25 protein-coding genes are annotated in these 21,483 nt (G+C 64.6%); 19 read left to right on the top strand and 6 right to left on the bottom strand.

All coding sequences use genetic code 11. The annotated features are described in order from the left end of the window. The first annotated feature begins 64 nt into the window (after positions 1-64). Genes MO486_RS12770 through MO486_RS12740 form a run of 7 tightly spaced genes read left to right on the top strand, consistent with a single transcriptional unit; the run spans position 65 to position 6,519 of the window. Positions 65-1,303, top strand: a complete 1,239-nt coding sequence (locus MO486_RS12770) for an acyl-CoA dehydrogenase family protein (protein ID WP_242908291.1) — start codon at positions 65-67, stop codon at positions 1,301-1,303. Then, on the top strand, positions 1,300-2,148 hold the full coding sequence (locus MO486_RS12765; RefSeq protein WP_242908289.1) for an SDR family oxidoreductase: 849 nt from the start codon (positions 1,300-1,302) through the stop codon (positions 2,146-2,148). Before MO486_RS12770 ends, MO486_RS12765 begins: the two co-directional genes overlap by 4 nt. Beyond that, the gene (locus MO486_RS12760) at positions 2,145-3,221 is read left to right on the top strand and encodes a phosphotransferase family protein (protein WP_242908287.1); all 1,077 of its coding nucleotides are present in this window, start codon (positions 2,145-2,147) and stop codon (positions 3,219-3,221) included. The genes MO486_RS12765 and MO486_RS12760 overlap by 4 nt, the downstream gene beginning before the upstream one ends. 6 nt (positions 3,222-3,227) lie before the next feature. Beyond that, complete coding sequence (locus MO486_RS12755) at positions 3,228-4,208, top strand: NADPH:quinone oxidoreductase family protein (protein ID WP_242908285.1); 981 nt, start codon at positions 3,228-3,230, stop codon at positions 4,206-4,208. Between the two features lie 39 nt (positions 4,209-4,247). Further along, positions 4,248-5,003, top strand: a complete 756-nt coding sequence (locus MO486_RS12750; RefSeq protein ID WP_242908283.1) for an SDR family oxidoreductase — start codon at positions 4,248-4,250, stop codon at positions 5,001-5,003. A 1-nt stretch (position 5,004) separates the two neighbouring features. Further along, positions 5,005-5,697, top strand: coding sequence for a histidine phosphatase family protein (locus MO486_RS12745; protein WP_242908281.1), 693 nt, complete (start codon positions 5,005-5,007; stop codon positions 5,695-5,697). Between the two features lie 24 nt (positions 5,698-5,721). Continuing rightward, a complete protein-coding gene (locus MO486_RS12740) occupies positions 5,722-6,519 on the top strand; it encodes an SDR family oxidoreductase (protein ID WP_242908279.1) in 798 nt (265 codons plus the stop codon). Between the two features lie 156 nt (positions 6,520-6,675). On the opposite strand, the gene MO486_RS12735 is transcribed toward MO486_RS12740, so the two are convergent. Together MO486_RS12735 and MO486_RS12730 are read right to left on the bottom strand one after the other, a co-directional pair. Continuing rightward, entirely contained in the window at positions 6,676-7,569 is an 894-nt protein-coding gene (locus tag MO486_RS12735; RefSeq protein WP_242908277.1) for a bile acid:sodium symporter family protein, read from the bottom strand. A gap of 32 nt (positions 7,570-7,601) precedes the next feature. Then, complete coding sequence (locus MO486_RS12730) at positions 7,602-8,360, bottom strand: class II aldolase/adducin family protein (protein WP_242908275.1); 759 nt, start codon at positions 8,358-8,360, stop codon at positions 7,602-7,604. A gap of 41 nt (positions 8,361-8,401) precedes the next feature. Between MO486_RS12730 and MO486_RS12725 the strand changes: the two genes are divergently transcribed. Beyond that, positions 8,402-9,163: a Crp/Fnr family transcriptional regulator gene (locus MO486_RS12725; RefSeq protein WP_242908273.1), complete on the top strand. Its 762-nt coding sequence runs from the start codon at positions 8,402-8,404 to the stop codon at positions 9,161-9,163. Between the two features lie 52 nt (positions 9,164-9,215). On the opposite strand, the gene MO486_RS12720 is transcribed toward MO486_RS12725, so the two are convergent. The 3 genes from MO486_RS12720 to MO486_RS12710 form a co-directional block, all read right to left on the bottom strand. Then, entirely contained in the window at positions 9,216-9,977 is a 762-nt protein-coding gene (locus MO486_RS12720; RefSeq protein ID WP_242908271.1) for a glycine zipper 2TM domain-containing protein, read from the bottom strand. Positions 9,978-10,067: 90 nt separating this feature from the next. Next, a complete protein-coding gene (locus MO486_RS12715) occupies positions 10,068-10,739 on the bottom strand; it encodes an alpha/beta fold hydrolase (RefSeq protein ID WP_242908269.1) in 672 nt (223 codons plus the stop codon). A gap of 4 nt (positions 10,740-10,743) precedes the next feature. After that, positions 10,744-11,178 (bottom strand): OsmC family protein, encoded by a 435-nt coding sequence (locus MO486_RS12710; protein ID WP_242908267.1) that lies wholly within the window; start codon positions 11,176-11,178, stop codon positions 10,744-10,746. Positions 11,179-11,525: 347 nt separating this feature from the next. Between MO486_RS12710 and fusA the strand changes: the two genes are divergently transcribed. The 11 genes from fusA to MO486_RS12655 all read left to right on the top strand — a co-directional run bounded on the left by fusA (position 11,526) and on the right by MO486_RS12655 (position 19,243). Further along, positions 11,526-13,574, top strand: coding sequence for an elongation factor G (gene fusA / locus MO486_RS12705; protein WP_242908265.1), 2,049 nt, complete (start codon positions 11,526-11,528; stop codon positions 13,572-13,574). A 26-nt stretch (positions 13,575-13,600) separates the two neighbouring features. Continuing rightward, positions 13,601-14,470 (top strand): CPBP family intramembrane glutamic endopeptidase, encoded by an 870-nt coding sequence (locus MO486_RS12700; protein ID WP_242908263.1) that lies wholly within the window; start codon positions 13,601-13,603, stop codon positions 14,468-14,470. 4 nt (positions 14,471-14,474) lie between these two features. Then, entirely contained in the window at positions 14,475-15,050 is a 576-nt protein-coding gene (locus tag MO486_RS12695; protein ID WP_242908261.1) for a pilin, read from the top strand. A 29-nt stretch (positions 15,051-15,079) separates the two neighbouring features. Next, positions 15,080-15,502, top strand: coding sequence for a DUF2784 domain-containing protein (locus MO486_RS12690; protein ID WP_242908259.1), 423 nt, complete (start codon positions 15,080-15,082; stop codon positions 15,500-15,502). A gap of 22 nt (positions 15,503-15,524) precedes the next feature. Then, the gene (locus MO486_RS12685; protein ID WP_242908257.1) at positions 15,525-15,674 is read left to right on the top strand and encodes a hypothetical protein; all 150 of its coding nucleotides are present in this window, start codon (positions 15,525-15,527) and stop codon (positions 15,672-15,674) included. 118 nt (positions 15,675-15,792) lie between these two features. Next, on the top strand, positions 15,793-16,173 hold the full coding sequence (locus MO486_RS12680) for an HU family DNA-binding protein (protein WP_242908255.1): 381 nt from the start codon (positions 15,793-15,795) through the stop codon (positions 16,171-16,173). 103 nt (positions 16,174-16,276) lie between these two features. After that, entirely contained in the window at positions 16,277-16,615 is a 339-nt protein-coding gene (locus MO486_RS12675) for an NIPSNAP family protein (protein ID WP_242908253.1), read from the top strand. 109 nt (positions 16,616-16,724) lie between these two features. Further along, positions 16,725-17,369 (top strand): LysE family translocator, encoded by a 645-nt coding sequence (locus MO486_RS12670; protein WP_242908251.1) that lies wholly within the window; start codon positions 16,725-16,727, stop codon positions 17,367-17,369. 102 nt (positions 17,370-17,471) lie between these two features. Continuing rightward, positions 17,472-17,894 (top strand): hypothetical protein, encoded by a 423-nt coding sequence (locus MO486_RS12665; protein WP_242908249.1) that lies wholly within the window; start codon positions 17,472-17,474, stop codon positions 17,892-17,894. A 108-nt stretch (positions 17,895-18,002) separates the two neighbouring features. Further along, positions 18,003-18,563 carry a DUF1439 domain-containing protein gene (locus MO486_RS12660; RefSeq protein ID WP_242908247.1) on the top strand — a complete coding sequence of 187 codons (561 nt, stop codon included), beginning with the start codon at positions 18,003-18,005 and terminating at the stop codon, positions 18,561-18,563. 2 nt (positions 18,564-18,565) lie between these two features. Continuing rightward, positions 18,566-19,243 (top strand): hypothetical protein, encoded by a 678-nt coding sequence (locus MO486_RS12655; RefSeq protein WP_242908245.1) that lies wholly within the window; start codon positions 18,566-18,568, stop codon positions 19,241-19,243. A 1-nt stretch (position 19,244) separates the two neighbouring features. Here the strand turns inward: MO486_RS12655 and MO486_RS12650 are convergent, their stop codons facing one another. After that, positions 19,245-21,470: a DUF5916 domain-containing protein gene (locus MO486_RS12650; protein ID WP_242908243.1), complete on the bottom strand. Its 2,226-nt coding sequence runs from the start codon at positions 21,468-21,470 to the stop codon at positions 19,245-19,247. Positions 21,471-21,483 lie beyond the last annotated feature (13 nt).

Here is a 21,483-nt window from a genome sequence, read left to right as displayed (position 1 = left end):
GATTAAATTTGAATGATGAAATTGGGCTGCCTAAGCTGGTTGCTTTCTAGCGCGGAAGCAGCCCATGGATTTCAGCCCCTCGCCCCGCTCGCAGGAGATGCTGGAACGCCTGCGCGACTTCATGCGCATCCATGTCGAACCGATCGGCGAGACCTATCTGCAGGAAGTACGCGCGCTCAATCCCGACGGTGACTGGACCCGCTGGCGCGTGCCGCCACAGATGGAAGACCTTAAGGCCAAGGCGCGCGCTGCCGGCCTGTGGAACCTGTTCCTGCCCGACGCCGAACTCGGCGCCGGCCTGAGCACGCTCGACTACGCGCCGCTGGCCGAAGCGATGGGTCGCTACGAATTCGCCGCCGAGATCTTCAATTGCAATGCGCCGGACACGGGCAACATGGAGGTGCTGTACCACTTCGGCAATGCCGCGCAGAAGGAACAGTGGCTCAAACCCCTGCTGGCCGGCGAAATCCGCTCGGTGTTCTGCATGACCGAACCGGAAGTGGCATCCAGCGACGCCACCAACATGCAGGCGACGATCCACGAGGACGGCGATGCGCTGGTGTTGAACGGCCGCAAATGGTGGTCGACCGGCCTCGGCCATCCGAATGCGAAGCTCGCGATCTTCATGGGCCTGTCCAGCCCCGATGCCGAACCGCATGCGCGCCACAGCATGGTGCTGGTGCGACTGGACGCCCCCGGCGTGCGCATCGAACGCATGCTGCCGACCTTCGGCGAATACGATCCGCCGTTCGGTCACGGCGAACTGGTGTTCGACGACGTGCGGGTACCGAAGGGCAACCTGCTCCTGGGCTTGGGCAAGGGCTTCGCGATCGCGCAGGGCCGGCTCGGCCCTGGCCGCATCCATCACTGCATGCGCGCCATCGGCGCCGCCGAACGCGCACTGCAATTGATGATCGAACGCGGCCTCAACCGGACTGCCTTCGGCAAGCCGTTGATCGAACTCGGTGGCAACCGCGAACGCATCGCGGATGCGCGCATGGCCATCGACCAGGCGCGGCTACTCACGCTGTACGCCGCGTGGAAAATCGACACCGTTGGCGTGAAGAACGCGATGACCGAGATTTCCGCGATCAAGGTGATCGCACCCAACGTCTTGCAGACCGTCGTCGACCAGGCCATCCAGATGCATGGCGGCGCCGGCGTCTCGCACGACGTGCCGCTCACCGGCCTGTTCATGCTCGCGCGCGCCCTGCGCATCGCCGATGGTCCAGACGAAGTGCATCGTGCGATGGTGGCGCGGATGGAATTGAACAAATACAAGCAACGGAGCCATGCGGCATGACTTCGAACGGCATGACCTCGAGCCGACGCATCTTCATCACCGGCGGTGCCTCCGGGCTCGGTCGCGCACTCGCCGAGCGTTATGCGCGCGCAGGCTGGCGCGTGTGCATCGGCGATCTCGACGTCCAACGCTGCGCCGAGACCCTGGCGGCGTTGCGACAGCATTCGCCACAAAGTCATGCTCTGGCTTGCAACGTGACCCGCGAAGAAGACCTGCAGGCCGCCGCCGACTGGCTCAAGCAGCAGTGGGGCGGCGTCGACGTGGTGGTCAACAACGCCGGCGTCGCACAGATGGGCGGCATCGGCGATGCCACGCTGGCCGACTGGCAGTGGATCGTCGACATCAACCTGCTTGGCGTGGTGCGCGGCTGCAAGGTGTTCACGCCGCTGCTGCGTGAACAAGGCGGCGGTCAGCTGGTCAACATCGCCTCGATGGCCGGCCTGGTCTACATGCCGCACGCGGGCGCCTACAACGCAACCAAGGCGGCCGTGGTCGCGCTGTCGGAAACCCTGCAGCTGGAACTGGAAGCCGACCGGATCGGTGTGTCCGTCGTCTGCCCGGCGTTCTTCCGTACCGCACTGGCGCAGAACATGCGTGCCAGCAATCCACAACTCGAAAGCATGACGAAGCGATTGGTCGAACGCGCACGCATCGGCCCGGACGAAATCGCGCAACTGATCTTCGACGGCGTCGCGCATGGCGACACCCACATCCTCACCCACCCGGAGGCCCGCCGCGCATGGCGACTCAAGCGCTACCTGCCCTACCGCTGGTACCTGGTGATGATGCGGCGACAGCTGGCGAAGGTGGAGGCGCGCATGCAGCGCAAGGCACCGTCCACGTGAGTGCCGCGCCGGCCAGCGACCAGGCCAGCGTGGTGCGTGCCGGCGAGGAACTGGATGTCGCGCGCCTCGACGCGTGGCTCAAGCAGCACGTGCCTGGTCTGTCCGGAACGCCGAAGATCACCCAGTACACCGGCGGTGCATCCAACTGGACTTACCGCCTCGAGTACGACGCACACGACCTGATCCTGCGGCGCCCGCCCGCCGGCACCAAGGCCAAGTCCGCGCACGACATGGGTCGCGAATACCGCATCCAGAAGGCGTTGATGCCGGTGTTCCCGTTCGTGCCGGCGATGATTGCGTACTGCGACGACGAGGCCGTGATCGGCGCCGAGTTCTACGTGATGCAACGCCTCGACGGCATCATCCCGCGCAAGAACCTGCCACGCGGCCTCGAACTGCCACCGACCCACGTGCGACGGCTATGCCTCAACGTGCTCGACACGATGATCGCGCTGCATCGCATCGACCCGCAGACAGCGGGACTCGACCAGATCGGCAAGGGCAGCGGCTATGCCCGCCGCCAGATCGAGGGCTGGAGCAAGCGCTATCGCGACGCGCGCACCTGGAACGTCCCCCGCGGTGAAAAAATAATGGCGTGGCTGCAGGCCAACCTGCCGGCGCAGGAACGCATCTGCGTCACCCACAACGACTTCCGCTTCGACAACGTGGTCCTCGACCCGCACGATCCGACGCGCGTGGTCGGCGTCCTCGACTGGGAACTCGCCACACTGGGCGACCCCTTGATGGACCTCGGCAACATGCTGGCCTACTGGGTGCAGGCCGACGATGATTTCATGGCGCAGAACACGCGCCGCCAGCCCACGCATTTGCCAGGGATGCTCACGCGCAAGGAAGTGGTGGCGTACTACTGCGACAGAACCGGTTTCCACCCGGAAAACTGGGCCTTCTACGAGGTCTATGGCCTGTTCCGCCTGTCCGCGATCGCGCAACAGATCTACTACCGTTACCACCACAGGCAGACGCGCAATCCCGCGTTCAAGCAGTTCTGGCTGTTCGTCAACTACCTGCATTGGCGCTGCCGGCGCGCAATGCGGAACGCAAACAAGGCTTGAGTCCACGTGAAAGCACTCGTCTGCAATGAATACGGCCCGATCGAGAACCTGAAGGTCGAAGACGTTCCGTCGCCGAGCGCCGGGCCGGGTCAAGTCGTTGTCAGCATCCAGGCGGCTGCGCTCAACTTCCCCGATGCGCTGATGGTGCAAGGGCTGTATCAGGTGAAGCCGGCACTGCCGTTTTCACCCGGGGCCGAGTTCTCCGGCGTGGTCAAGGCGATCGGCGAAGGCGTCGACCACGTCAAGGTCGGCGATCGGGTGATGGCGCTCGTGCCGCATGGCGCGCTGGCGGAGGAATGCGCGGTCGATGCGCGCGCCGTCATACCGTTGCCGGAGGACATGGATTTCGCGACCGGCGCAGCTTTGCTGCTGACCTACTGCACCTCGCTGCACGCACTGAAGGACATCGCCAAGCTCGCGGCAGGGGAGACGCTGCTGGTGCTGGGCGCCTCGGGCGGCGTCGGCATCGCGGCGATCGAAATCGGCAAGCTCATGGGCGCACGCGTGATCGCGGCGGCGTCGAGCGCGGAAAAGCTGGCGCTGTGCCGGGAACACGGCGCCGACGAGACCATCGATTACGTGTCGGAGGACCTACGCGGGCGCCTGGATGCCTTGACCGACAAGCGCGGCGTCGATGTGGTCTACGACCCCGTCGGCGGCACGCACAGCGAAGCCGCGCTGCGTGCCACTGCATGGGGTGGGCGCCTGCTGGTCGTGGGTTTCGCCGCCGGCGATATCCCGCGAATTCCGTTGAACCTCGCCCTGCTCAAGGAACGCGCGATCCTCGGCGTGTACTGGGGTGATTGGGCACGGCGCAATCCGAAGGACCAGCAGGCGCACCTGCTGCAACTGCTGGCGTGGTTCCGCAAGCAGCAGATCGCGCCTCCAGTCACCGAACAAATACCGTTGGCCGGCGCAGCCGCAGCGCTGCAACGCATGGCAGGCCGCCAGCTACGCGGCAAGATTGTCGTGCTGCCTGGGGCGTAAGGAATCATTTCGATGGGTATCACTCCGATGGGGAGCTCAATGCGCAAGAACATCCTGATCACCGGCGCCAGCTCGGGACTGGGCGCCGGCATGGCGCGCGAGTTCGCGGCGCGCGGCCACCACCTTGCGTTGTGCGCGCGACGCATCGATCGGTTGCAGCAGCTCAAGGGCGAACTCGAAGCGGCGAACCCCGGTATCAAAGTCGCGATCCGTACGCTCGATGTCACCGAGCATGCTCAGGTGTTCGAGGTGTTCCGTGCCTTCCGCGAAGACCTCGGCTCGCTGGATCGGGTGATCGTCAACGCCGGCATCGGCCAGGGCGTACCGATCGGCAAGGGCGGCTTCGCACGCAACAAGGACATCATCGAAACCAACTTCATCGCTGCGCTGGCGCAATGCGAGGCGGCGATGGAGATCTTTCGCGCGCAGAAGACCGGCCACCTCGTCATCATCTCCTCGATGAGCGCCATGCGCGGCATGCATGGCGGCCTGACCGCCTACGCCGCGAGCAAGGCCGGCGTGGCCGCGCTGGCCGAAGGCATCCGCGCCGACATGTTGCGCAAGCCGGGGATCGAAGTCAGCACGATTTTCCCGGGGTACATCCGCACGGAGATGAACCAGGATGCGCCCGCTGAGCACACGCCCTTCATGATCGACGCACAGCGCGGCTGCTACCTGCTGGCGAAAGCGATCGAGAAGGAACCCGCCAAGGCCTACGTGCCCTGGTGGCCGTGGGCGCCGATGGGCTTCCTGATGAAGCGGCTGCCGCTGGGCATGGTTCGCAAGCTGTTCTGACATGGCAGCGATCTATTTGATCCGCCACGGCCAGGCGTCATTCGGCGATGGCGACTACGACCGTCTGTCCGGCCTGGGCATCGAGCAGTCGCGCGTCCTGGGCGAATCCCTGCGCATACGCGTGCCGCAAGTCGACCTGGTGGTTTGCGGAGGCATGCAGCGACATCGGCAGACCGCCGAAGCCTGCCTGCGGGCGATGCAGCTCGTGTCGCAATGGGACGAAGACATCGGCTGGAACGAATACGACCACGAGGAACTGATCGTTCGCTTCGAGCCACGCTATGTCGACAGGCAAGTACTGCACGACGAAGTCCTGGCTACGGACGATCCGCACCGCGCCTTCCAGCATCTCTTCTCGCGTGCCGTCTCGCGCTGGGTCGGTGGCGAGCACGATGCCGACTACACCGAATCCTTCCCCGGCTTCTGCACACGCGCGAACGACGCGCTGCAACGACTCGCGCAACGGCTGCAGCCTTCGCAGAATGCACTGGTCTTTACTTCCGGCGGTCCGATCTCGGCGTTGGCGGCCGACCTGCTGCGCATTCCTCGTAGCGAGGGGTTCAAGATCAGCTGGACCCTGGCCAACGCGGCGGTGACCAAGCTCGTCGTCGGCGAACGTGGCGTGCACCTGTCCACGCTCAACGAGCATGCGCATTTCGAAGGCGCACACCGCAGGCTCATCAGTTATCGTTGACGCCAATCGAAACGGGCGCACGACATGACCGATCTGAGCAACAAAGTGGTGTGGATCACCGGCGCCTCCGGCGGCATCGGCGAAGGCCTGGCGCAGCGCGCGGCGGCGCGCGGGGCGAAACTGATCCTGTCGGCACGCCGCGAAGCGGAACTGGAACGCGTACGCCAGAGCCTGCCGCGCCCGCAGGACGCGGCACTGCTGCCGGTCGACCTCACCCGTCTCGACGACTCGCAGGCACTGGCGGCACACGCCGCAGGTTTCTTCGGCCCGATCGATGTCCTCGCCAACAACGCCGGCATTTCGCAGCGCACGTCGGCGCTCGAGACGGGCATGCCCGCTTATCGGCAGATCATGGAAGTCGATTTCTTCGCCCCTGTCGCGCTGACGCAGGCGCTGCTGCCTGGCTGGCTGCAGCGCGGTAGTGGACATGTCGCGGTGGTGAGTTCGGTCTTCGGCCATATCGCGATGGCGCGGCGCACCGGTTACGCGGCCGCGAAGCACGCGCTGCACGGCTGGTACGACAGTGCGCGGATCGAACTGGGCGACAAGGGGATTCGTTTCACCCTGGCCTGCCCCGGCTTCGTCAACACGAATGTTTCGGTCAATGCCCTCGGCCCCGGTGGTCAGCCCTGGGGGAAGGATGATGTCCACCTGCAAGGCGGCATGGACCCGTCGGTCTGCGCCGAGAAGATCTGGCAGGCGGTCGAACGCGACCAGTACGAAGTGCTCATCGCCGGCAAAGAACGCATCGCGGTCTACTTCAAGCGCTTCCTGCCGTTGCGTTGGTACACGGCGTTTGCGCGCAAGCTCAAGGTGAACTGAGCAACTGTGGCAGCCAGTGTGGCAGTCACTGTGGGAGCGACGTAAGTCGCGAATAGCATCGCGACTTACGTCGCTCCCACAAAAAGGCCAACAAAAAGGCCAACAAAAAGGCCAACAAAAAAGCCAGCAAAAAAGCCAACGAAGAGGCCTTGCTGGCTAACCAGCCAAAGCCGTGCCCAGCGCTTCATGCCGCGCCACCGCGCGCCGGCCCAACGCCACGGTCGCCAGTGCCGGCAGATACATCAGCAAGCCGTAGATCGCCCCGGGCAGCGCGATCTGCGGCGACTGCAGCAACGTCAGCGCGATCACCATCGCCAGCGTGGCGTTCTGGACGCCGACTTCCATGCCGACCGTGATCGCGTCGCGCAACACCAGGCCGCTCACGCGACCCAGCAGGTAGCCGAACCCGATCGCTGCGCAGCCCAACGTCAATGCCGCGGGCCCGACCCTCACCATCATGTCGGCGATCATGTCGCGCTCGACATACACCAGCGCCGCGACAATCACCAGCAATACCGCCATCGCGAACTTGCCGACCGCCGGTTCCACCTTCTGTGCGAGTGACGGTGCGATGCTCCGCACCGCCATGCCGATCATCACCGGCAGCAATACCAGCAACGCCAGGTGCTTGATGGTGGGCCCGACGGGCAACTTGATCTCGCGCGCTTCACCGCCGAACACATCCAACGCCAGGTTGACCAGCAGCGGCACGCTCAGGAACGTCACCAGCGCGCTGATCACCGTGAGTGTCACCGCCAACGCGACGTTGCCGCGCGCGAGGAACGTCAATGCATTGGAGGTACTGCCGCTGGGACAAGCGGCGACCAGCACCAATCCGACGGCCAGCTCGGTAGGCAGCGAAAACGCCCAGGCCACTGCGAAGCCCAGCAGTGGCAGCAGCAGGTAATGGCCGACAAGGCCGATCACTACCGGCTTGGGGCGTTCGCGGATGCGGCGGAAATCGGCGAGCGTGAGCGTCAGCCCGATCCCGCACATGATGATCATGATCGCGATCGGCAGACCCACCTTGATCAGCAGACTATCCTGCACGAGCCTCTCCCAAGCAGCGCGATCGCGCTGGCTTACTGATCGTAGCCCGGATTGCGGCGGTCCAGCTTGCGCAGCAGCGATGGCCACGCCAGCGCACCACCGAGGCCGCGCGTGACCTGCATCGCCTGGGCCTTGATACCGTCGACCAAGGGCTTTGGAACTTCGATCAGCTCGCGACTGCCAGCCAACGCGCGCACCTGGATCATGCAGGCTGCTTCGAAGAGGTACATCGCGAGGAACGCATCGGCGACGGTCGGCCCGACCGTGAGCAGGCCATGATTGCGCAGCATGAGGAAGATGTTGGCGCCGAGGTCGCGCACCAGCCGCGGTTTCTCGTCCTCATTCAGGGCCACGCCCTCGTAGTCGTGATAGCCGAGCGACGCCAGCACGAACAGCGACTGCTGCGAGATCGGCAGCACACCCTCCTTCTGCGCCGAGACCGCGACGCCGTTGAGCGAGTGCGTGTGCATCACACACAGGGCGTCTTCGCGTGCGGAATGGACGGCGCTGTGGATGGTGAAACCGGCTGGGTTCACCAGGTGTGGCGTCGCCATGACCGGCTGTCCGTCCAAACCGACCTTGACCAGCGAGGAGGCCGTGATTTCTTCAAAACCGAAGCCGTAAGGATTGATGAGGAAATGGTGCTCCGGCCCAGGCACGCGGACCGTGAGATGCGTGAAGACCAGATCGTCCCAGCCGAACAACGCGACCAGGCGATAGGCGGCGGCGAGGTCGACGCGCAACGCCCACTCCTCGGACGAGACCTTGCTGCGGATGTCCTGGATGTCCATCGCACACCTCGCGTATTGGATGCGACACAACCATAGCAAGGGTGCTGGACGCCGACCGTCGGCTTGCCGACACTTCGTCCGCCACCAAGCCATTGGCCGCCATGGACCTGCCCGAAGACGCCATCGCCGATCCGTGGTTGCGCGACTTCTCGCCCGAGGTGGTGGCGCAACTCACGGCGATGTCATCGCGCAAGCGCCTGCGGGACGGCGAACTGCTGTACGCCCGCGGCGATGCAGCCGAGGGGTTGTACGGCGTGGTCCGCGGCCGTATCCGCATCAGCGTGTCGGAGCCGGACGGACGCGAAGTGCTGTTGGCGTTGTTCGAACCGGGCAGCTGGTTCGGTGAAGTGTCGATGTTCGATGGCCAGCCGCGGCCGCAGGACGCGCATGCCGTCGGCGATACCGAAGTCATGCTGCTGCCGCGAGCCCGCTTCCTCGCGTTGCTCGACCAGCGTCCCGAGTTGTACCGCGCCTTTGCGAAGCTGTTGTGCCGGCGGTTGCGCACCGTGCTCGACTTCGTCGAGGACACGCTGGTGCTGCCACTGGCGGCACGGCTCGGCAAACGATTGCTGGAGCTGTCGCGCACCTACGGCATCGCGCAAGGCGATGGCGTGCTGATCGACCTGCATCTGCCGCAGGACGATCTCGCGCGCATGCTGGGTGCCACGCGGCAGAGCGTGAGCAAGGAACTCAAGGCGTGGGAAGCACAAGGATTGATCCAGGTGAAGTACAGCCGGGTGGTCCTGCTTGCGCCGCAGGCCATGAGCGAACTGGTGCAACGGCTTTCTGGCGGACGCAAATAAAGAAGGGGGCCTTGCGGCCCCCAACTCCACCCCCGATTCTTTTTCGCCGCGGTCACTCGGGCCGCACATCCACTCGCACGCGGATGCGGTCGCCCGGGTGGTAGTTGGTGCGGGAAGTGAACTGGCGGCCGGCGTATTCGTAGGTCACGTCGTACCCCGTGACGCTGCCTTCATTGACCGGATAACTGCCGTAACCGCTGCGCGCGGGCACCGGATCGCAGATGCGCACCGTGCCTGTGCGCGGCTGGCGATTGCGCTGCGAGCTTTCGTAGATCTGTCGGCCAGCCATGCCTCCGACCATCGTGCCGATCGCCGTCGCGGCGTAGGTGCCGGTGCCGCCACCGACCTTGCTGCCGAGCACCGCGCCGGCGATGCCGCCGATCACGGTCGCCATGGTGCGGCCGGTGTTGGTGCCGTAGCCGGACTGCTGCGGGTAGTACGGATCGCGGCCGTAGTTGTCACGGCGGTACGGGTCATTGCCGTAATAATCATCACGGCGGTACGGGTCATTGCCGTAGTAGCCGTCATTGCCTTCGACCGTGGTGCGCTCGTAGCAGTTCTGGCCCTGGTTCGCCGTGTTGCCGTAGCCGTAGCGCGAATCGATGACCGGATCGACGCGAATCACGCGCGCATAGTCGTAGATCGCCGAGTTGGTATTGCCGTAACGGTCCGGGTACACCTGGTTGGTATTGGTATAGCCGCTGTTGCGGTAATAAGGGGCATTGTTCCCATAGGTGCCATACGTCTGCGCCGACGCCATACCGGCGGCGGCCGCGAGGCCAAGGGCAAGCAGGGTGGCGGACAGACGCTTCATTCGTTGACTCCAGTGCCGGGATGGCGCGGGTGCATCGTCGGATCGGATGCGTCAACGGCTGCTGAATCCGGCCGGTCCTCCCGGAACCGTTTAGCGGGCCGACAGCCAGGCGGCTGCCTGCGCCGCTACGGCCGATGCATCGCGCCCCAGCAACGGCCCGACATGGCTGGTCAACGACACCCGCAACAGGCTGGCTCCCAAGGCCCCGGCAAGCGCTGCAGTGGTCTCCGGCGGCACATCGTCATCCTGCGCAGAGGCGATGCACAGCACCGGGCAGGCGGGCCGTTCGACCGCAATGCCGGCATGTGCCGCACGCAGCACGGCCCCGCTTTCATCGCGCCAATGACGGAATGCAAACAGCGCGCTCGCATCATCGCTGTCTGGCATCGCGCGTCGCGTCGATGCCAGGCGAGCATCGCGTTGCCATGGCACTACGGCGGGCCGCTCGAATTGCGACAACGATGCGTGCCAGGGCGACGGCGGGATCGGATTGACCAGCACCAAGGCATCGGCGGCCTCCGCACACGCCATCGCCAGTAGGCCGCCGAGGCTCGCGCCGACGAGTACGCGCGGTCGTGGCAGCGCTTCCATCGCAGCGCGTACCTGCATGAGGTAATCCTCGAACATGGTCGCAGCCAGGCCTTGCGAAGCGGGTTGCAGATCCGGCGCATGCACGTCGAAACCATGTGCGGCGAACACGCCGCGCCACGCATTCCACTCCCAACCGCCGCCGCCCGCGCCATGCACGAGCAAGACGGGCACGCGCTCAGCCAACGAGCTCGGCTTCCATCGTGATCGGCACCGCGCTCAGCGCCTTCGACACCGGGCAGTTCTGCTTGGCATCGTCGGCCACGGAACGAAACTTGGCCGCATCGATGCCCGGTACCTGGGCGGTCACGGTCAGTCGGATCGCACTGATCGTCGGCCCGCCTTCCATCGACAGGTCCACGTCGGCGCGGGTATCGATCGCCTCTGGCGGATGCCCCGCCTCGGTCAGCTTGGCCGACAGCGCCATGGTGAAGCAGCCGGCATGGGCGGCGGCGATCAACTCTTCCGGGTTGGTGCCTTTGACGTCGCCGAACCGGGTGCTGAACCCGTAACGCGTGTCGGCCAACAACCCGCTTTGCGGCGTATTGAGTTTGCCCTGCCCGCTCTTGAGATCGCCTTCCCAGTGCGCGGTGGCGTGTCGCGAAATGCCCATGGCGTGACTCCATTCGGATGGGAGGCACAGCCTACCCGTGCTGGTGTTACGAATGCATCGCCCTTGCCTTTGGCTCCTCCCCTTGCGCAGCAGGGGGAGGCTGGGAGAGGGTGCTTTTGATGTGAAAACCAAAGAGCGCCCCTCCCCAACCCTCCCCTTCGCTGCGCGAAAGGGAGGGAGCAAGGCGCTTGACCGCCCCGGCCCGGTGCGGGAGGCTTGCCCTCCCGGCGGCAAAACGCCGGTACCCGCCATGACCGCCCGCCGAGCGCCTGCTCGGACGGCAGCGCTTCCAATGCGGACAGCCATGACGGCCCTCTTTGCACCCTAACCATGGGAGAGACGGCCTCATGTCCTACACGACCGAACAGATCCGCAACGTGGCCTTGGCAGGCCACCCTGGCGCCGGCAAAACAACGTTGTTCGAAGCCCTGCTGCATGCCGGCGGCGCCATACAGACGGCAGGCACGATCGAGCGCGGCAGCACCGTTTCCGACTTCGATGCGATCGAAAAGGAACGCGGCCATTCCATCGACGCCGCGATCGCCAGTACCGACCACGCAGGCATCCACGTCAACCTGATCGACACGCCCGGCTACCCCGATTTCCGTGGGCCGACATTGTCTGCGCTGGCCGCTGTCGAGACCGTCGCGATCGTCGTCGATGCCGATGCCGGCGTCGAATACGGCACGCGCCGGATGATGGACTACGCCAAGGGCCGCAACCTCTGCCGCGCCATCGTCGTCAACAAGATCGACCACGCCGACGCCGATAGCGCCCGCGTCCTCGATGAATTGCGCGACACCTTCGGCTCGGAAGTATTGCCGCTGAATCTGCCCGCGGATGGCGGCACGAAAGTCATCGACTGCTTCGGCAACAACACGGGCGATAGCGACCTCGGCCCCGTCGCCGATTGGCACCAGAAGATCATCGACCAGGTGGTCGAGGTCAATGAAACGGTGATGGACCACTACCTCGACCTCGGCGAAGGCGGCCTCAGCGGGCAGGAACTGCACGATGCGTTCGAACAGTGCCTGCGCGAAGGCCACCTGATCCCAGTGTGCTTCGTCTCCGCACGCAGCGGTGTCGGCATCAAGGAATTGCTCGACGTCGCCGAAAAGCTCTTCCCGAATCCGACCGAAGCCAACCCGCCACCGTTCGTGAAGGGCGCGAATGGCAGCACCATGCCAATCGCGGCCAAACCCGATCCCAGCGCGCACGTCATCGCCGACGTGTTCAAGATCGTCAACGATCCCTTCGTCGGCAAGCTCGGGATCTTCCGCATCTACCAGGGCACCGTGAAGAAGGACACGCAACTGTTTGTCGACGATGGCAAGAAGCCGTTCAAGGTCGGCCACCTCTTCAAGGTCAAGGGCAAGGACCATCTTGAGATCGGACAGGCGATTCCCGGCGACATCGCGGCGATTGCCAAGATCGACGAACTGCATTTCGACGCGGTGCTGCATGACAGCCACGATGAGGACGAGATCCACCTCGCGCCGCTGGATTTCCCCAGGCCGATGTTCGGGCTCGCGGTCGAAGCCGCGCACAAGGGCCAGGAGCAGAAGCTGTCGGGCGCGCTGCACAAACTCGCCGAGGAAGACCCAGCGTTTGCGGTCGAACACCAGGCCGAGTTGAACGAAACCGTGATCCGCGGCCTCTCCGATCTGCACCTGCGGGTGATGATCGACAGGCTCAAGGACAAGTACGGCGTCGAAGTGAAAACGCGCCCGCCGCGCATCGCCTATCGCGAAACCGTGGCCGCCAAGGCCGAAGGCCACCACCGCCACAAGAAACAGACCGGCGGCGCCGGCCAGTTCGGCGAGGTGTTCCTGCGCATCGAACCGCTGCCTCGTGGCACTGGCTTCGAATTCGTCGATGAAGTGAAGGGCGGCACCATCCCCGGCCAGTTCATCCCCGCGGTCGAGAAAGGCGTGCGCCAGGTGCTGCATGCCGGCGCCATCGCCGGTTATCCGCTGCAGGACGTGCGCGTCATCGTCTACGACGGCAAGCACCACAGCGTCGACAGCAAGGAGGTCGCCTTCGTCGCCGCCGGCAAGAAGGCCTTCCTCGACGCGATCGGCAAGGCACGGCCACAGGTGCTGGAACCGATCGTCGACCTCGAAGTCAGCGCCCCCGAACAGCACATGGGCGACATCAGCGGCGGCCTCTCCTCCAAGCGCGCCCGTATCAACGGCACCGACTCGCTGCGCGGCCACGAGATCGTGGTCAAGGCGCAGGTGCCGCTATCGGAGCTGGAGGGCTATGCCGCGGAGCTGAAGTCAGTGACGGCCGGCCGGGGCCGCTACTCGCTGGATTTCAGCCACTACGAGCCGGTGCCTGCGAACGTGCAGCAGAAGCTCGTTGAAGCATACAAGCCGAAGCAGGAAGAAGATTGAGCTGACGACTGGGGACGAGGCTTGCGATGGCAAACCCAACGACATCGCGGCCTCTGTCACAGCGGATTCTCGATCTGTGGGGGCGACTACCCATCGCCCTGCGCGCAGTGCTGCTCGGCTTTACCGTGCTCGTACTGGGACAGGCGCCGTTTGGCGTGCTGTTGTACGTCAATCTCAAACTGAGCCCGGCGCTACCGTGGTTTCTGCCCGCGACGTGGCTGTGGTTGTGGATGTTCTGGCGGTTCCTGGATGGTCGCGGGTGGCCGCGCATCGGCGCCGAACGCCGACGCGCTTTGTTGCGAAGCACTCCGCTCTCCAGGTCGGCGTGGGGCTGGGCATTGTTGGCGGGTGGGCTCGGACTGGCGGCTGCTTTGGTCTTGGCGTTGCTGACCGGATTACTTGCCCCTTTGCCGGATGAGGCTTATGCAGCACCCCACGACCTGTCTTCATTGCCGTCATGGACCATCCTGGCGTGCTTCCTTGGCCTGGCCAGCGTGGCCGGCGTCGTCGAGGAAGCAGCGTTTCGCGGCTACATGTTGTCGCTGCTGCAGACGCGCTACGGCTGGGTGATCGGCATTCTGGTGGTCGCGGTGCTGTTCTATCTCGTGCATCGGACACACGCTTACGCCACCTGGGCGTTCGTGCCGTTTTTCATGGCTTACAGCAGCGTGCATGGCCTGCTGGTCTACCTGACCCGTTCGATCCGGCCGTCGGTGCTGCTGCATGCCGTTGGAGACTTCTGCATCCTGCCGATCCAGTACGGGGTGATCGCCAGCCCACTGGGTACGTCGGTTGGGTTACACGTTGTTGCAGTCTCGTTCCTTGCGGCAGTGGCAGCCTTTGCGTTTCGCCAACTCACTGCGCAAGCACCACCCTTCCATCATCATGCTGAGTGAGCCCATGAAACAATTCGCCATCACGCTTGCCGCCGCCCTGCTCGGGGTCCTCGCCGCGCTGCTGCTCTACGACCACTTCGTAGTGCAGCCGCGCGCCGCGGCGCAGGCCGATGCGTTGACCAAAGCCACCGAGGTCAACCTGGCGAAGGCACGCACCGAGGCGGACAACATCGCCGGGAACCTCGACGCCTCCATCGAGCGCAGCGTCAGTGGTGCACGGGAAGCGCTGGATGCCCAGGCGGCCGAGCAGGACAAACGCCGGCTGGCGACGGATGCCCTGAGCCGCGCCGCGATGTTCAAGGTTGCGCTGTCGGAGTTCTACGTGAGCACCGGAAAGTGGCCGGCGAACGCACAGGAGGCGGGCCTCGGCCCGGCGGAGAGCTTCGCTGACGGTGCCGTATCGCGGATCGACGTCGGCGCCAATGGCGCGGTCATCGTCACGCTCAACGGTACGCTGGCCGCCGGTGCGAAGATCCGCCTGCATCCAGACGCGAACCTGCAGAGTGGGACGATCAACTGGCGCTGCAGCACCGAAGGCGCGGAAGCGCTGCGCCGCTACCTGCCCGCTTGCAAAGGCTGACTGCGACTCGACGGAGCACGTAGTCGACCATGATTGCACTGTCGCCCGGCATGGCCGCGTACTTGGCCGATGCGATCCTGATGCTGCATGTGGGCATCGTGGCGTTCGTCGTACTGGGGCAGTTCGCCGTGCTGCTCGGCGCCTGGTGCTACTGGGCTTGGGTGCGGAATGTCTGGTTCCGCCTGGTGCATGTGCTGCTGATGGTGTTCGTCGTCGTGCAGGCTTGGCTGGGCGCACTGTGCCCGCTGACCACTTGGGAGCAGCACCTGCGCAGCCTTGCCGGGCAAGCCAGCTATCGCGAATCCTTCATCGAGCACTGGCTGTCGCGGCTGATCTTCTTCGAGGCGCCGTGGTGGGCATTCGTCACCACCTACACCGGCTTCGCCGCGTTGGTGGTCGCCACGTGGTGGTGGGTACCGCCGGGCGCATTCCCGCTGCACCGCAAGGGCTAATCCCCCTGAAACCGAGCGCGAAATGGCCCAACACATGGGCGCGAAGAAGATCATTTCGCTGGATGCCAGCCATGCATCGCTGCCTTCGCAACCGCTTGCGGTGGTCGCGTTGATCGAGGAAGCGGCCGTCAGCAATTGCCTGAAAAACGGACCATTCCGATCCGCGGAATAAAAAAAGCCCTAAAAAACCACTCTTGGGGCTTGGCGGCGGCAAACGGTTGCCCTACATTCCGCTTGCCGAGGGGGAATTCCAGGCACAACCCAATCATCTCGAGTACCACAGGACACATATGGCGAAGAAGAAAGCCGCATCGAAAAAAGCCGCTCCGAAAGCCGCCGCCAAGCCGGCCGCTCCGAAGCCGATCAAGGAAGCCCTGAGCAAGTCCGGCCTGGTCGCACATATCGCTGACGCCACCAGCATCGCTGCCAAGGACGTGCGCGCCGTGCTGTCCGCGCTGGAAGGCGCCGTGCACGCGTCGGTCAGCAAGAAGGGCGCTGGTTCGTTCACCCTGCCTGGCCTGCTGAAGATCAGCGCCGTCAACGTGCCGGCCAAGCCGAAGCGCAAGGGCATCAACCCGTTCACCAAGGAAGAGCAGTGGTTCGCCGCCAAGCCGGCTTCGGTCAAGGTGAAGGTGCGTCCGCTCAAGAAGCTGAAGGACGCCGCCGCGTAATTCGTTTCGCTCCGTCGAGCGGCATGCATGCCGCTCGCAACCAGAAAGGGCCGGAAGCCTCGCGCATTCGGCCCTTTTTGTTTTTCTCGTCTACGATCCGGCCATGACCCACGCTGTCGAGATCCGCAGCTACAACCTCAAGCCCGGCACACGCGATGCCTTCCACGCACTGATGACGCAGCAGGCGCTACCGATGCTGCGACGCTGGAACGTCGACGTGGTGGCCTGCGGCCCATCGCCGCATGACGCGGATTCGTATTACCTGATCCGCGCCTATCGCGACATCGTGGAACGCGACGCCAGCCAAGACGCGTTCTACGGCAGCGACGAATGGCGCCAGGGTCCGCGCGAGGCCATCCTCGCCCTGATCGATACCTACGCTTCGATCGTGCTGATGCTCGACGATGCCGCACTCCAGGCGCTGCGGCGGCCGCTCGACTGAGTAGGGCCAGGACGCTGCCACTTGGCCCTGGCAAAACGATGCGTTCCGCCAGTTGGCGCCGGACCCACTTGCGCACGACCGGCCACCGCGCAGAATCAGAATCAATTTCGTGGAGATCGCCATGCACCTGTTCGATACCGCCACTCTGCTCGCCTACCTCGCCGCCGCCGCGGTGCTGGTGCTGCTGCCCGGCCCGGGGACAGCGTGGATCGTCGCGCAGACGATCGCGGGCGGCACCGCGCGCGGCGTGCGCGCCGGGTTCGGCCTGGAAACGGCGACGCTGATCCACGCCCTGGCCGCGGGCCTTGGTCTGTCGGCGGTACTGGCGACTTCCGCGCTGGCATTCCAGGCGATCAAATACGCCGGCGCGGTCTATCTCATTTGGCTGGGTATCAAGGCATGGCGCGAGCGCAGTGTGGATGCTGCGGCTGAAACGTTGCCTGCTCCGGTACGCAACGTGTACTGGCGTTCGGTGGTGACCGGCGTGCTCAATCCGAAGGTGGCGTTGTTCTTCCTCGCTTTCCTGCCGCAGTTCGTGCATCCCGAGCGCGGGCTGGTGTGGCTGCAATTCCTGGTACTCGGCGTACTGCTGTCGCTGATCGGCATGAGCCACAGCACCATGATCGCTTTTGCGATCGGGCGCTTCGGTCGCCACCTGTCGGTCAGCGCGCGCCTGGCACGGTGGCGGCAACGGGCCATCGGCGGCCTGTTCGTCGGTCTCGGCGTGCGCCTGGCATTGCAGCAACGCGGCTGATTTCCGATCCGGCGATCCCTGGAGTAGCATCGCCGCGTCGCCAGACCCCCACCTGCGACTTCGGTTTTCGAACAGTGTTCCCCTTTCGACTACGGAGTCTGTATGGACAAGCGTTTCTGGATTTCCGGCGTGGTTGTGTCCATCGCCGCGCTGCTGCTGGGATTCGTGGTGCACGAGGTGTTGCTGGGTAGCGACTACAAAGCACTCGCCACGCTGTACCGTTCCGAGGCTGAGTCGCAAAACTACTTCCACTACATGATCGTCGCCCATGTGTTGATCGGTTTCGCGATGACCTGGATCTATCGCCAGGGCATCGATACCAGCAAGAGTCCGATCAGCCAGGGTTTGCGGTTCGGCCTGGCGATGGCGCTGTTCTCCACCATCCCTGGTTACCTCATCTACTACGCAGTGCAGCCGTTGCCTTCGGCCCTGGTGCACAAGCAGATGATTTTCAGCACCATCGCCATGCTGCTGCTTGGCGTCCTGGTCGCTTATCTCAATCCGCGTTCGCGGACATCAGCCTGATCCTGACAGATCGCAGGAACGCCCGACCTCGCGCCGGGCGTTTTTGCCACTAACCCGATGTTCACCGGCGCTGCGTAAGGTGCGCGCAAGCCCATGGAGATTGCCGTGATGCATCGTCGAATCCTCCTGATCACCACTGCGTTCGCGTTGCTGGTCGCCGGTTGCTCGACGCTGAACACCATCGGCGCCTTGCTCGGCAACCAGGTCACCTTCACTGCACCGCAGCTGCAGAGCTACCTCGACCGCCGCTTCCCGCGCGAATACGACAAGCTCGGCGGACTGGTCACCTTGAGTCTGCTGAATCCACGGCTGAGCATTCCGCAGGGCAGCTCACGGCTGCAGCTCGACTTCGATATTGGCCTCGGCGGCATGGGGCGTGACAGTCGCGTTCCCGCCGGTCATTTCGCATTGCAAAGCGGCCTGCGTTTCGATCCGAACACGCGCGGCTTGCATCTCGACAACCCGGCGATCATGCATGTCGACGTACCCGTGCTTGGCGGAGCGATGAACAACAATGCGCGCAACCTGCTCAATCGCTGGCTGGTCGGCTATGCCCGCGACGAACCGATCTACCAGCTTGACGACAACCTGCTTGGTCGCATCGCCGGGCGTCGGATCGGGCAGACCACGATAGATAATGGCTTGGTGACCCTGCATCTGGATCAGTAAGCATGATGGCGCGTACGACCTCGACGGTATTGCTGTGCACGGCGTTGCTGCTGGCCGCATGCGGCGATCGCAATGGCAAAGGCAGCAGCGCCGAACACGCATCGGCCGACGCCCTTCCGGCACCCGAAGGCACGCGCGGCTCGGTCACCGGGATGCCGGACAAGCCCGGCCCGGGTCAAATCGGTCTGCCCGACACACCGATTGCGGACGATGGCAGCATCGGCATGCCGCCAGGCGACATCGTCGATGGCATGTCGCCCCCGTATCCGGGTGATGGCAGCGCGCCAAGCGAAGGTACGGCGGATGAGCCGACACCCGAAGAGGCGGTCGCAGTCGTGCGCGACTACTACGCTGCGATCAACGCCGGCAATTTCGATCACGCCTACGCGCTATGGTCCGACGGTGGCAACGCCAGTGGGCAGACACCGCAGCAATTTGCCGGCGGTTTCGCCGACACCAGTGGCGTCTCAGTGCAGATCGACGCGCCAGGCAACGTCGATGCCGCCGCCGGTTCGCGTTACATCGAAGTGCCGGTGGCGATCACCGCCACCCACCGCGACGACAGCGTCCACCGGTACGTCGGTGCCTATACCCTGCGCCGCGCCGTCGTCGATGGCGCCACCGCCGAGCAACGCGCGTGGCGCATCCAGTCCAGTGATATCCGCGAAGTTCGGCCGTGAATCACAACTCGAAGCGATAGCTCAGCTTGACGATCAGCTGCTCGCTGTCGTGCAGCGAGAAGCTGTCGCCCAGCGCGCCGAACACATCCTGCGAGTATTCGTTGAACAGGTCGCCGCCGCGGCCGTAGACGACATACAGGTCGGACAGGGGTTTGAGCTCGTAGCGGTAACGCACCTGGAAGCCGAGGTTGCGCACGCTGAAATCGTTGATCGGATCGTTGCTGCGCAGCGGTGTGCCGTCCGCGGCCACATCCCAGGCTTGCTTCGCCTTCGCATCCAGCCCCAGCGCCTGCAATTTCACCCGTAGTTCCTGGCGGCTGCTGATGTTCCAGTTGACGCCGACATCGAACTGCAGCAGACGCTCATCGAAACTGCCGACGTTGTCGCCCCCCTGCCACAGCACCCATTGCCGCGAACGCTCGCCATACAGGCGCGTGGAGATGCTGAAGGCATCGTTGAGGAACCATGTCGGCTCAAAATGGCCGGCGTAACCGAGCTTCTGTTCGCCGTCGATGCCGTCGTTGTTCAAGGCAAAGCCCCAGCTGAGGGCCCAATGCCCTTTGCGCGGGCGGTTGCGTTCGAAAAAGGTGTTGAAGTACGCCGGCGAGCGCACCGGCGCGCCGCCGCGGGTGATGCGGTCGTCGTAGCCGGCGGAATTCAGTTGGATCTGTGCGTATTCGTCGCCGCCGTTACGCAGCTGGCTCTGCCGGCTGATGCGCAACTGACGCTGCAGGGTGAGTCCGTGATCGTTGTTGGTGCCGCTGACGCGCCCGCGCCAGTTCTTCGAGCTGTAGGCGGATCCTTCCGGCAGGCCGGTGAAACGCCGCTGCACTTCCCAATGCGCGTAGTTGAGGTTGTTGCGCGAGAGGAAGCCGAAGTCGTTGATCTCCAGGTCGTCGCCGAAGTGCATCGCCATCCACTGCTGGCGCCAGCCGCCCTCCATTTCGTAATCGGCGTAGCTGGTGACGCCGCTGCCGCGCGTCTGCTGACCGCGTTCGTCGATCTGGCTGCCGATCAGGCGGCTCTTTACGCTGAAACGGGGGTTCGGACGCCAGTTGTGGTCGACGCCCATCACCATCGCATCGCGATCCAGCCAGGGCCGTTCGACCTGGGTGAGCATCATGCCGAGATCCTGCGTCGTGAAGTCGCGGCTCAGGCGCAACGCGCGGAACGAACGCCCGGCCTCGTCGGCCTCCTCCGCGACCAGCGCGCCGTACTGGGTGCCGCCGATGCTGCCGTTGACCTTCACCGCCGCGGTGATGTCACCAGGCCCACTGCGGTCATCGGCAGGACCGCCGACGCGGCGCGTATAGACCAGCTGGCTGAAGTCCGATGGCGTGGTGAATTCGAACGGCCCCTGGTTCTCGGTGAAGAACGGGCGCTTGTCGCTGAAGAAGGTTTCGTTGGCGCTGAAGTTGACGACGATGTCGTCGCTTTCGACCTGGCCGAAGTCCGGATTGATCGTCGCGGTCAGCTGGAACTGTCCATTCGGCTTCCAGAAGATGTCCACGCCGCCATCGAACTTGTTGTCGCCACTGATGTTGTCGTACAGCCCCGAGACATAGGGCGTGACCGCCAGCAGCGACTGGTTGTAAAGCGGCACTTCGACGCTGTTGAATTCGGACAGGAAACGCGGGCGCTCCCAGCTGGCCGCGGGCCAGGCCGAACGTTCGCCGGTCGATCCGATCACGCGATCCAGGTAGACCTTCAGCGTCCGCTTGCCATCGGCACCCTTGTCCATCGGCGCGATGTACCAGGGGATCAGCATTTCCACCGACCACCCTTCCGCGTCCTCGCTGGTGGCGTGCTGCCAGTTGCCGTCCCAGTCGGTGTTGAACGCGGTCTCGTTGGTGATCACCGCATCGTTGATGCCGTCGCTCAACGAGACCATGAAGTTGTAGCCGGTGCCGCCGCCTTCGAAGTCGACCATCAGATTCACACGGTCGATCTGCGCCGCCTCATCGCGGCGGATGCGTTGGCGGGTGCGCGGCACGCTGGCTGGCTGGATGTTGCGGAAGGCGACCGCGAGACCTTCCGGCGTGGCGAGGATGAAGGCTTCGGTCGGCTGCGAGCCGGGCGCGCCCGTCATGGGCTGGGTGACGCGGAAATCGGTAACGCGCTGTGCGCCTTCCCATTCGGCCGGATCGATGCGGCCGTCGACTTCGACGGCAAGGGCGGGTGCGGACAAAACCGCAAGAATGGCTAGCGACAACAGACGAGCGCGCATGGATGGGTCCCCG

Origin of the sequence: Lysobacter sp. CFH 32150 (genome assembly GCF_022758295.1) — a bacterium.
In the GTDB taxonomy this organism is placed as follows: Bacteria; Pseudomonadota; Gammaproteobacteria; order Xanthomonadales; family Xanthomonadaceae; genus CFH-32150.
This window is presented reverse-complemented; position numbering and strand designations above follow the sequence as displayed.

Bases quoted from the DNA above. Each gene is read 5' to 3' on its own strand.
- MO486_RS12770 (WP_242908291.1), top strand. From the start codon at position 65: ATGGATTTCAGCCCCTCGCCCCGCTCGCAGGAGATGCTGGAACGCCTG.
- MO486_RS12765 (WP_242908289.1), top strand. From the start codon at position 1,300: ATGACTTCGAACGGCATGACCTCGAGCCGACGCATCTTCATCACCGGC.
- MO486_RS12750 (WP_242908283.1), top strand. From the start codon at position 4,248: ATGCGCAAGAACATCCTGATCACCGGCGCCAGCTCGGGACTGGGCGCC.
- MO486_RS12745 (WP_242908281.1), top strand. From the start codon at position 5,005: ATGGCAGCGATCTATTTGATCCGCCACGGCCAGGCGTCATTCGGCGAT.
- MO486_RS12740 (WP_242908279.1), top strand. From the start codon at position 5,722: ATGACCGATCTGAGCAACAAAGTGGTGTGGATCACCGGCGCCTCCGGC.
- MO486_RS12730 (WP_242908275.1), bottom strand. From the start codon at position 8,360: ATGGACATCCAGGACATCCGCAGCAAGGTCTCGTCCGAGGAGTGGGCG.
- MO486_RS12720 (WP_242908271.1), bottom strand. From the start codon at position 9,977: ATGAAGCGTCTGTCCGCCACCCTGCTTGCCCTTGGCCTCGCGGCCGCC.
- MO486_RS12710 (WP_242908267.1), bottom strand. From the start codon at position 11,178: ATGGGCATTTCGCGACACGCCACCGCGCACTGGGAAGGCGATCTCAAG.
- fusA (WP_242908265.1), top strand. From the start codon at position 11,526: ATGTCCTACACGACCGAACAGATCCGCAACGTGGCCTTGGCAGGCCAC.
- MO486_RS12700 (WP_242908263.1), top strand. From the start codon at position 13,601: ATGGCAAACCCAACGACATCGCGGCCTCTGTCACAGCGGATTCTCGAT.
- MO486_RS12695 (WP_242908261.1), top strand. From the start codon at position 14,475: ATGAAACAATTCGCCATCACGCTTGCCGCCGCCCTGCTCGGGGTCCTC.
- MO486_RS12690 (WP_242908259.1), top strand. From the start codon at position 15,080: ATGATTGCACTGTCGCCCGGCATGGCCGCGTACTTGGCCGATGCGATC.
- MO486_RS12685 (WP_242908257.1), top strand. From the start codon at position 15,525: ATGGCCCAACACATGGGCGCGAAGAAGATCATTTCGCTGGATGCCAGC.
- MO486_RS12680 (WP_242908255.1), top strand. From the start codon at position 15,793: ATGGCGAAGAAGAAAGCCGCATCGAAAAAAGCCGCTCCGAAAGCCGCC.
- MO486_RS12675 (WP_242908253.1), top strand. From the start codon at position 16,277: ATGACCCACGCTGTCGAGATCCGCAGCTACAACCTCAAGCCCGGCACA.
- MO486_RS12665 (WP_242908249.1), top strand. From the start codon at position 17,472: ATGGACAAGCGTTTCTGGATTTCCGGCGTGGTTGTGTCCATCGCCGCG.
- MO486_RS12660 (WP_242908247.1), top strand. From the start codon at position 18,003: ATGCATCGTCGAATCCTCCTGATCACCACTGCGTTCGCGTTGCTGGTC.
- MO486_RS12655 (WP_242908245.1), top strand. From the start codon at position 18,566: ATGATGGCGCGTACGACCTCGACGGTATTGCTGTGCACGGCGTTGCTG.
- MO486_RS12650 (WP_242908243.1), bottom strand. From the start codon at position 21,470: ATGCGCGCTCGTCTGTTGTCGCTAGCCATTCTTGCGGTTTTGTCCGCA.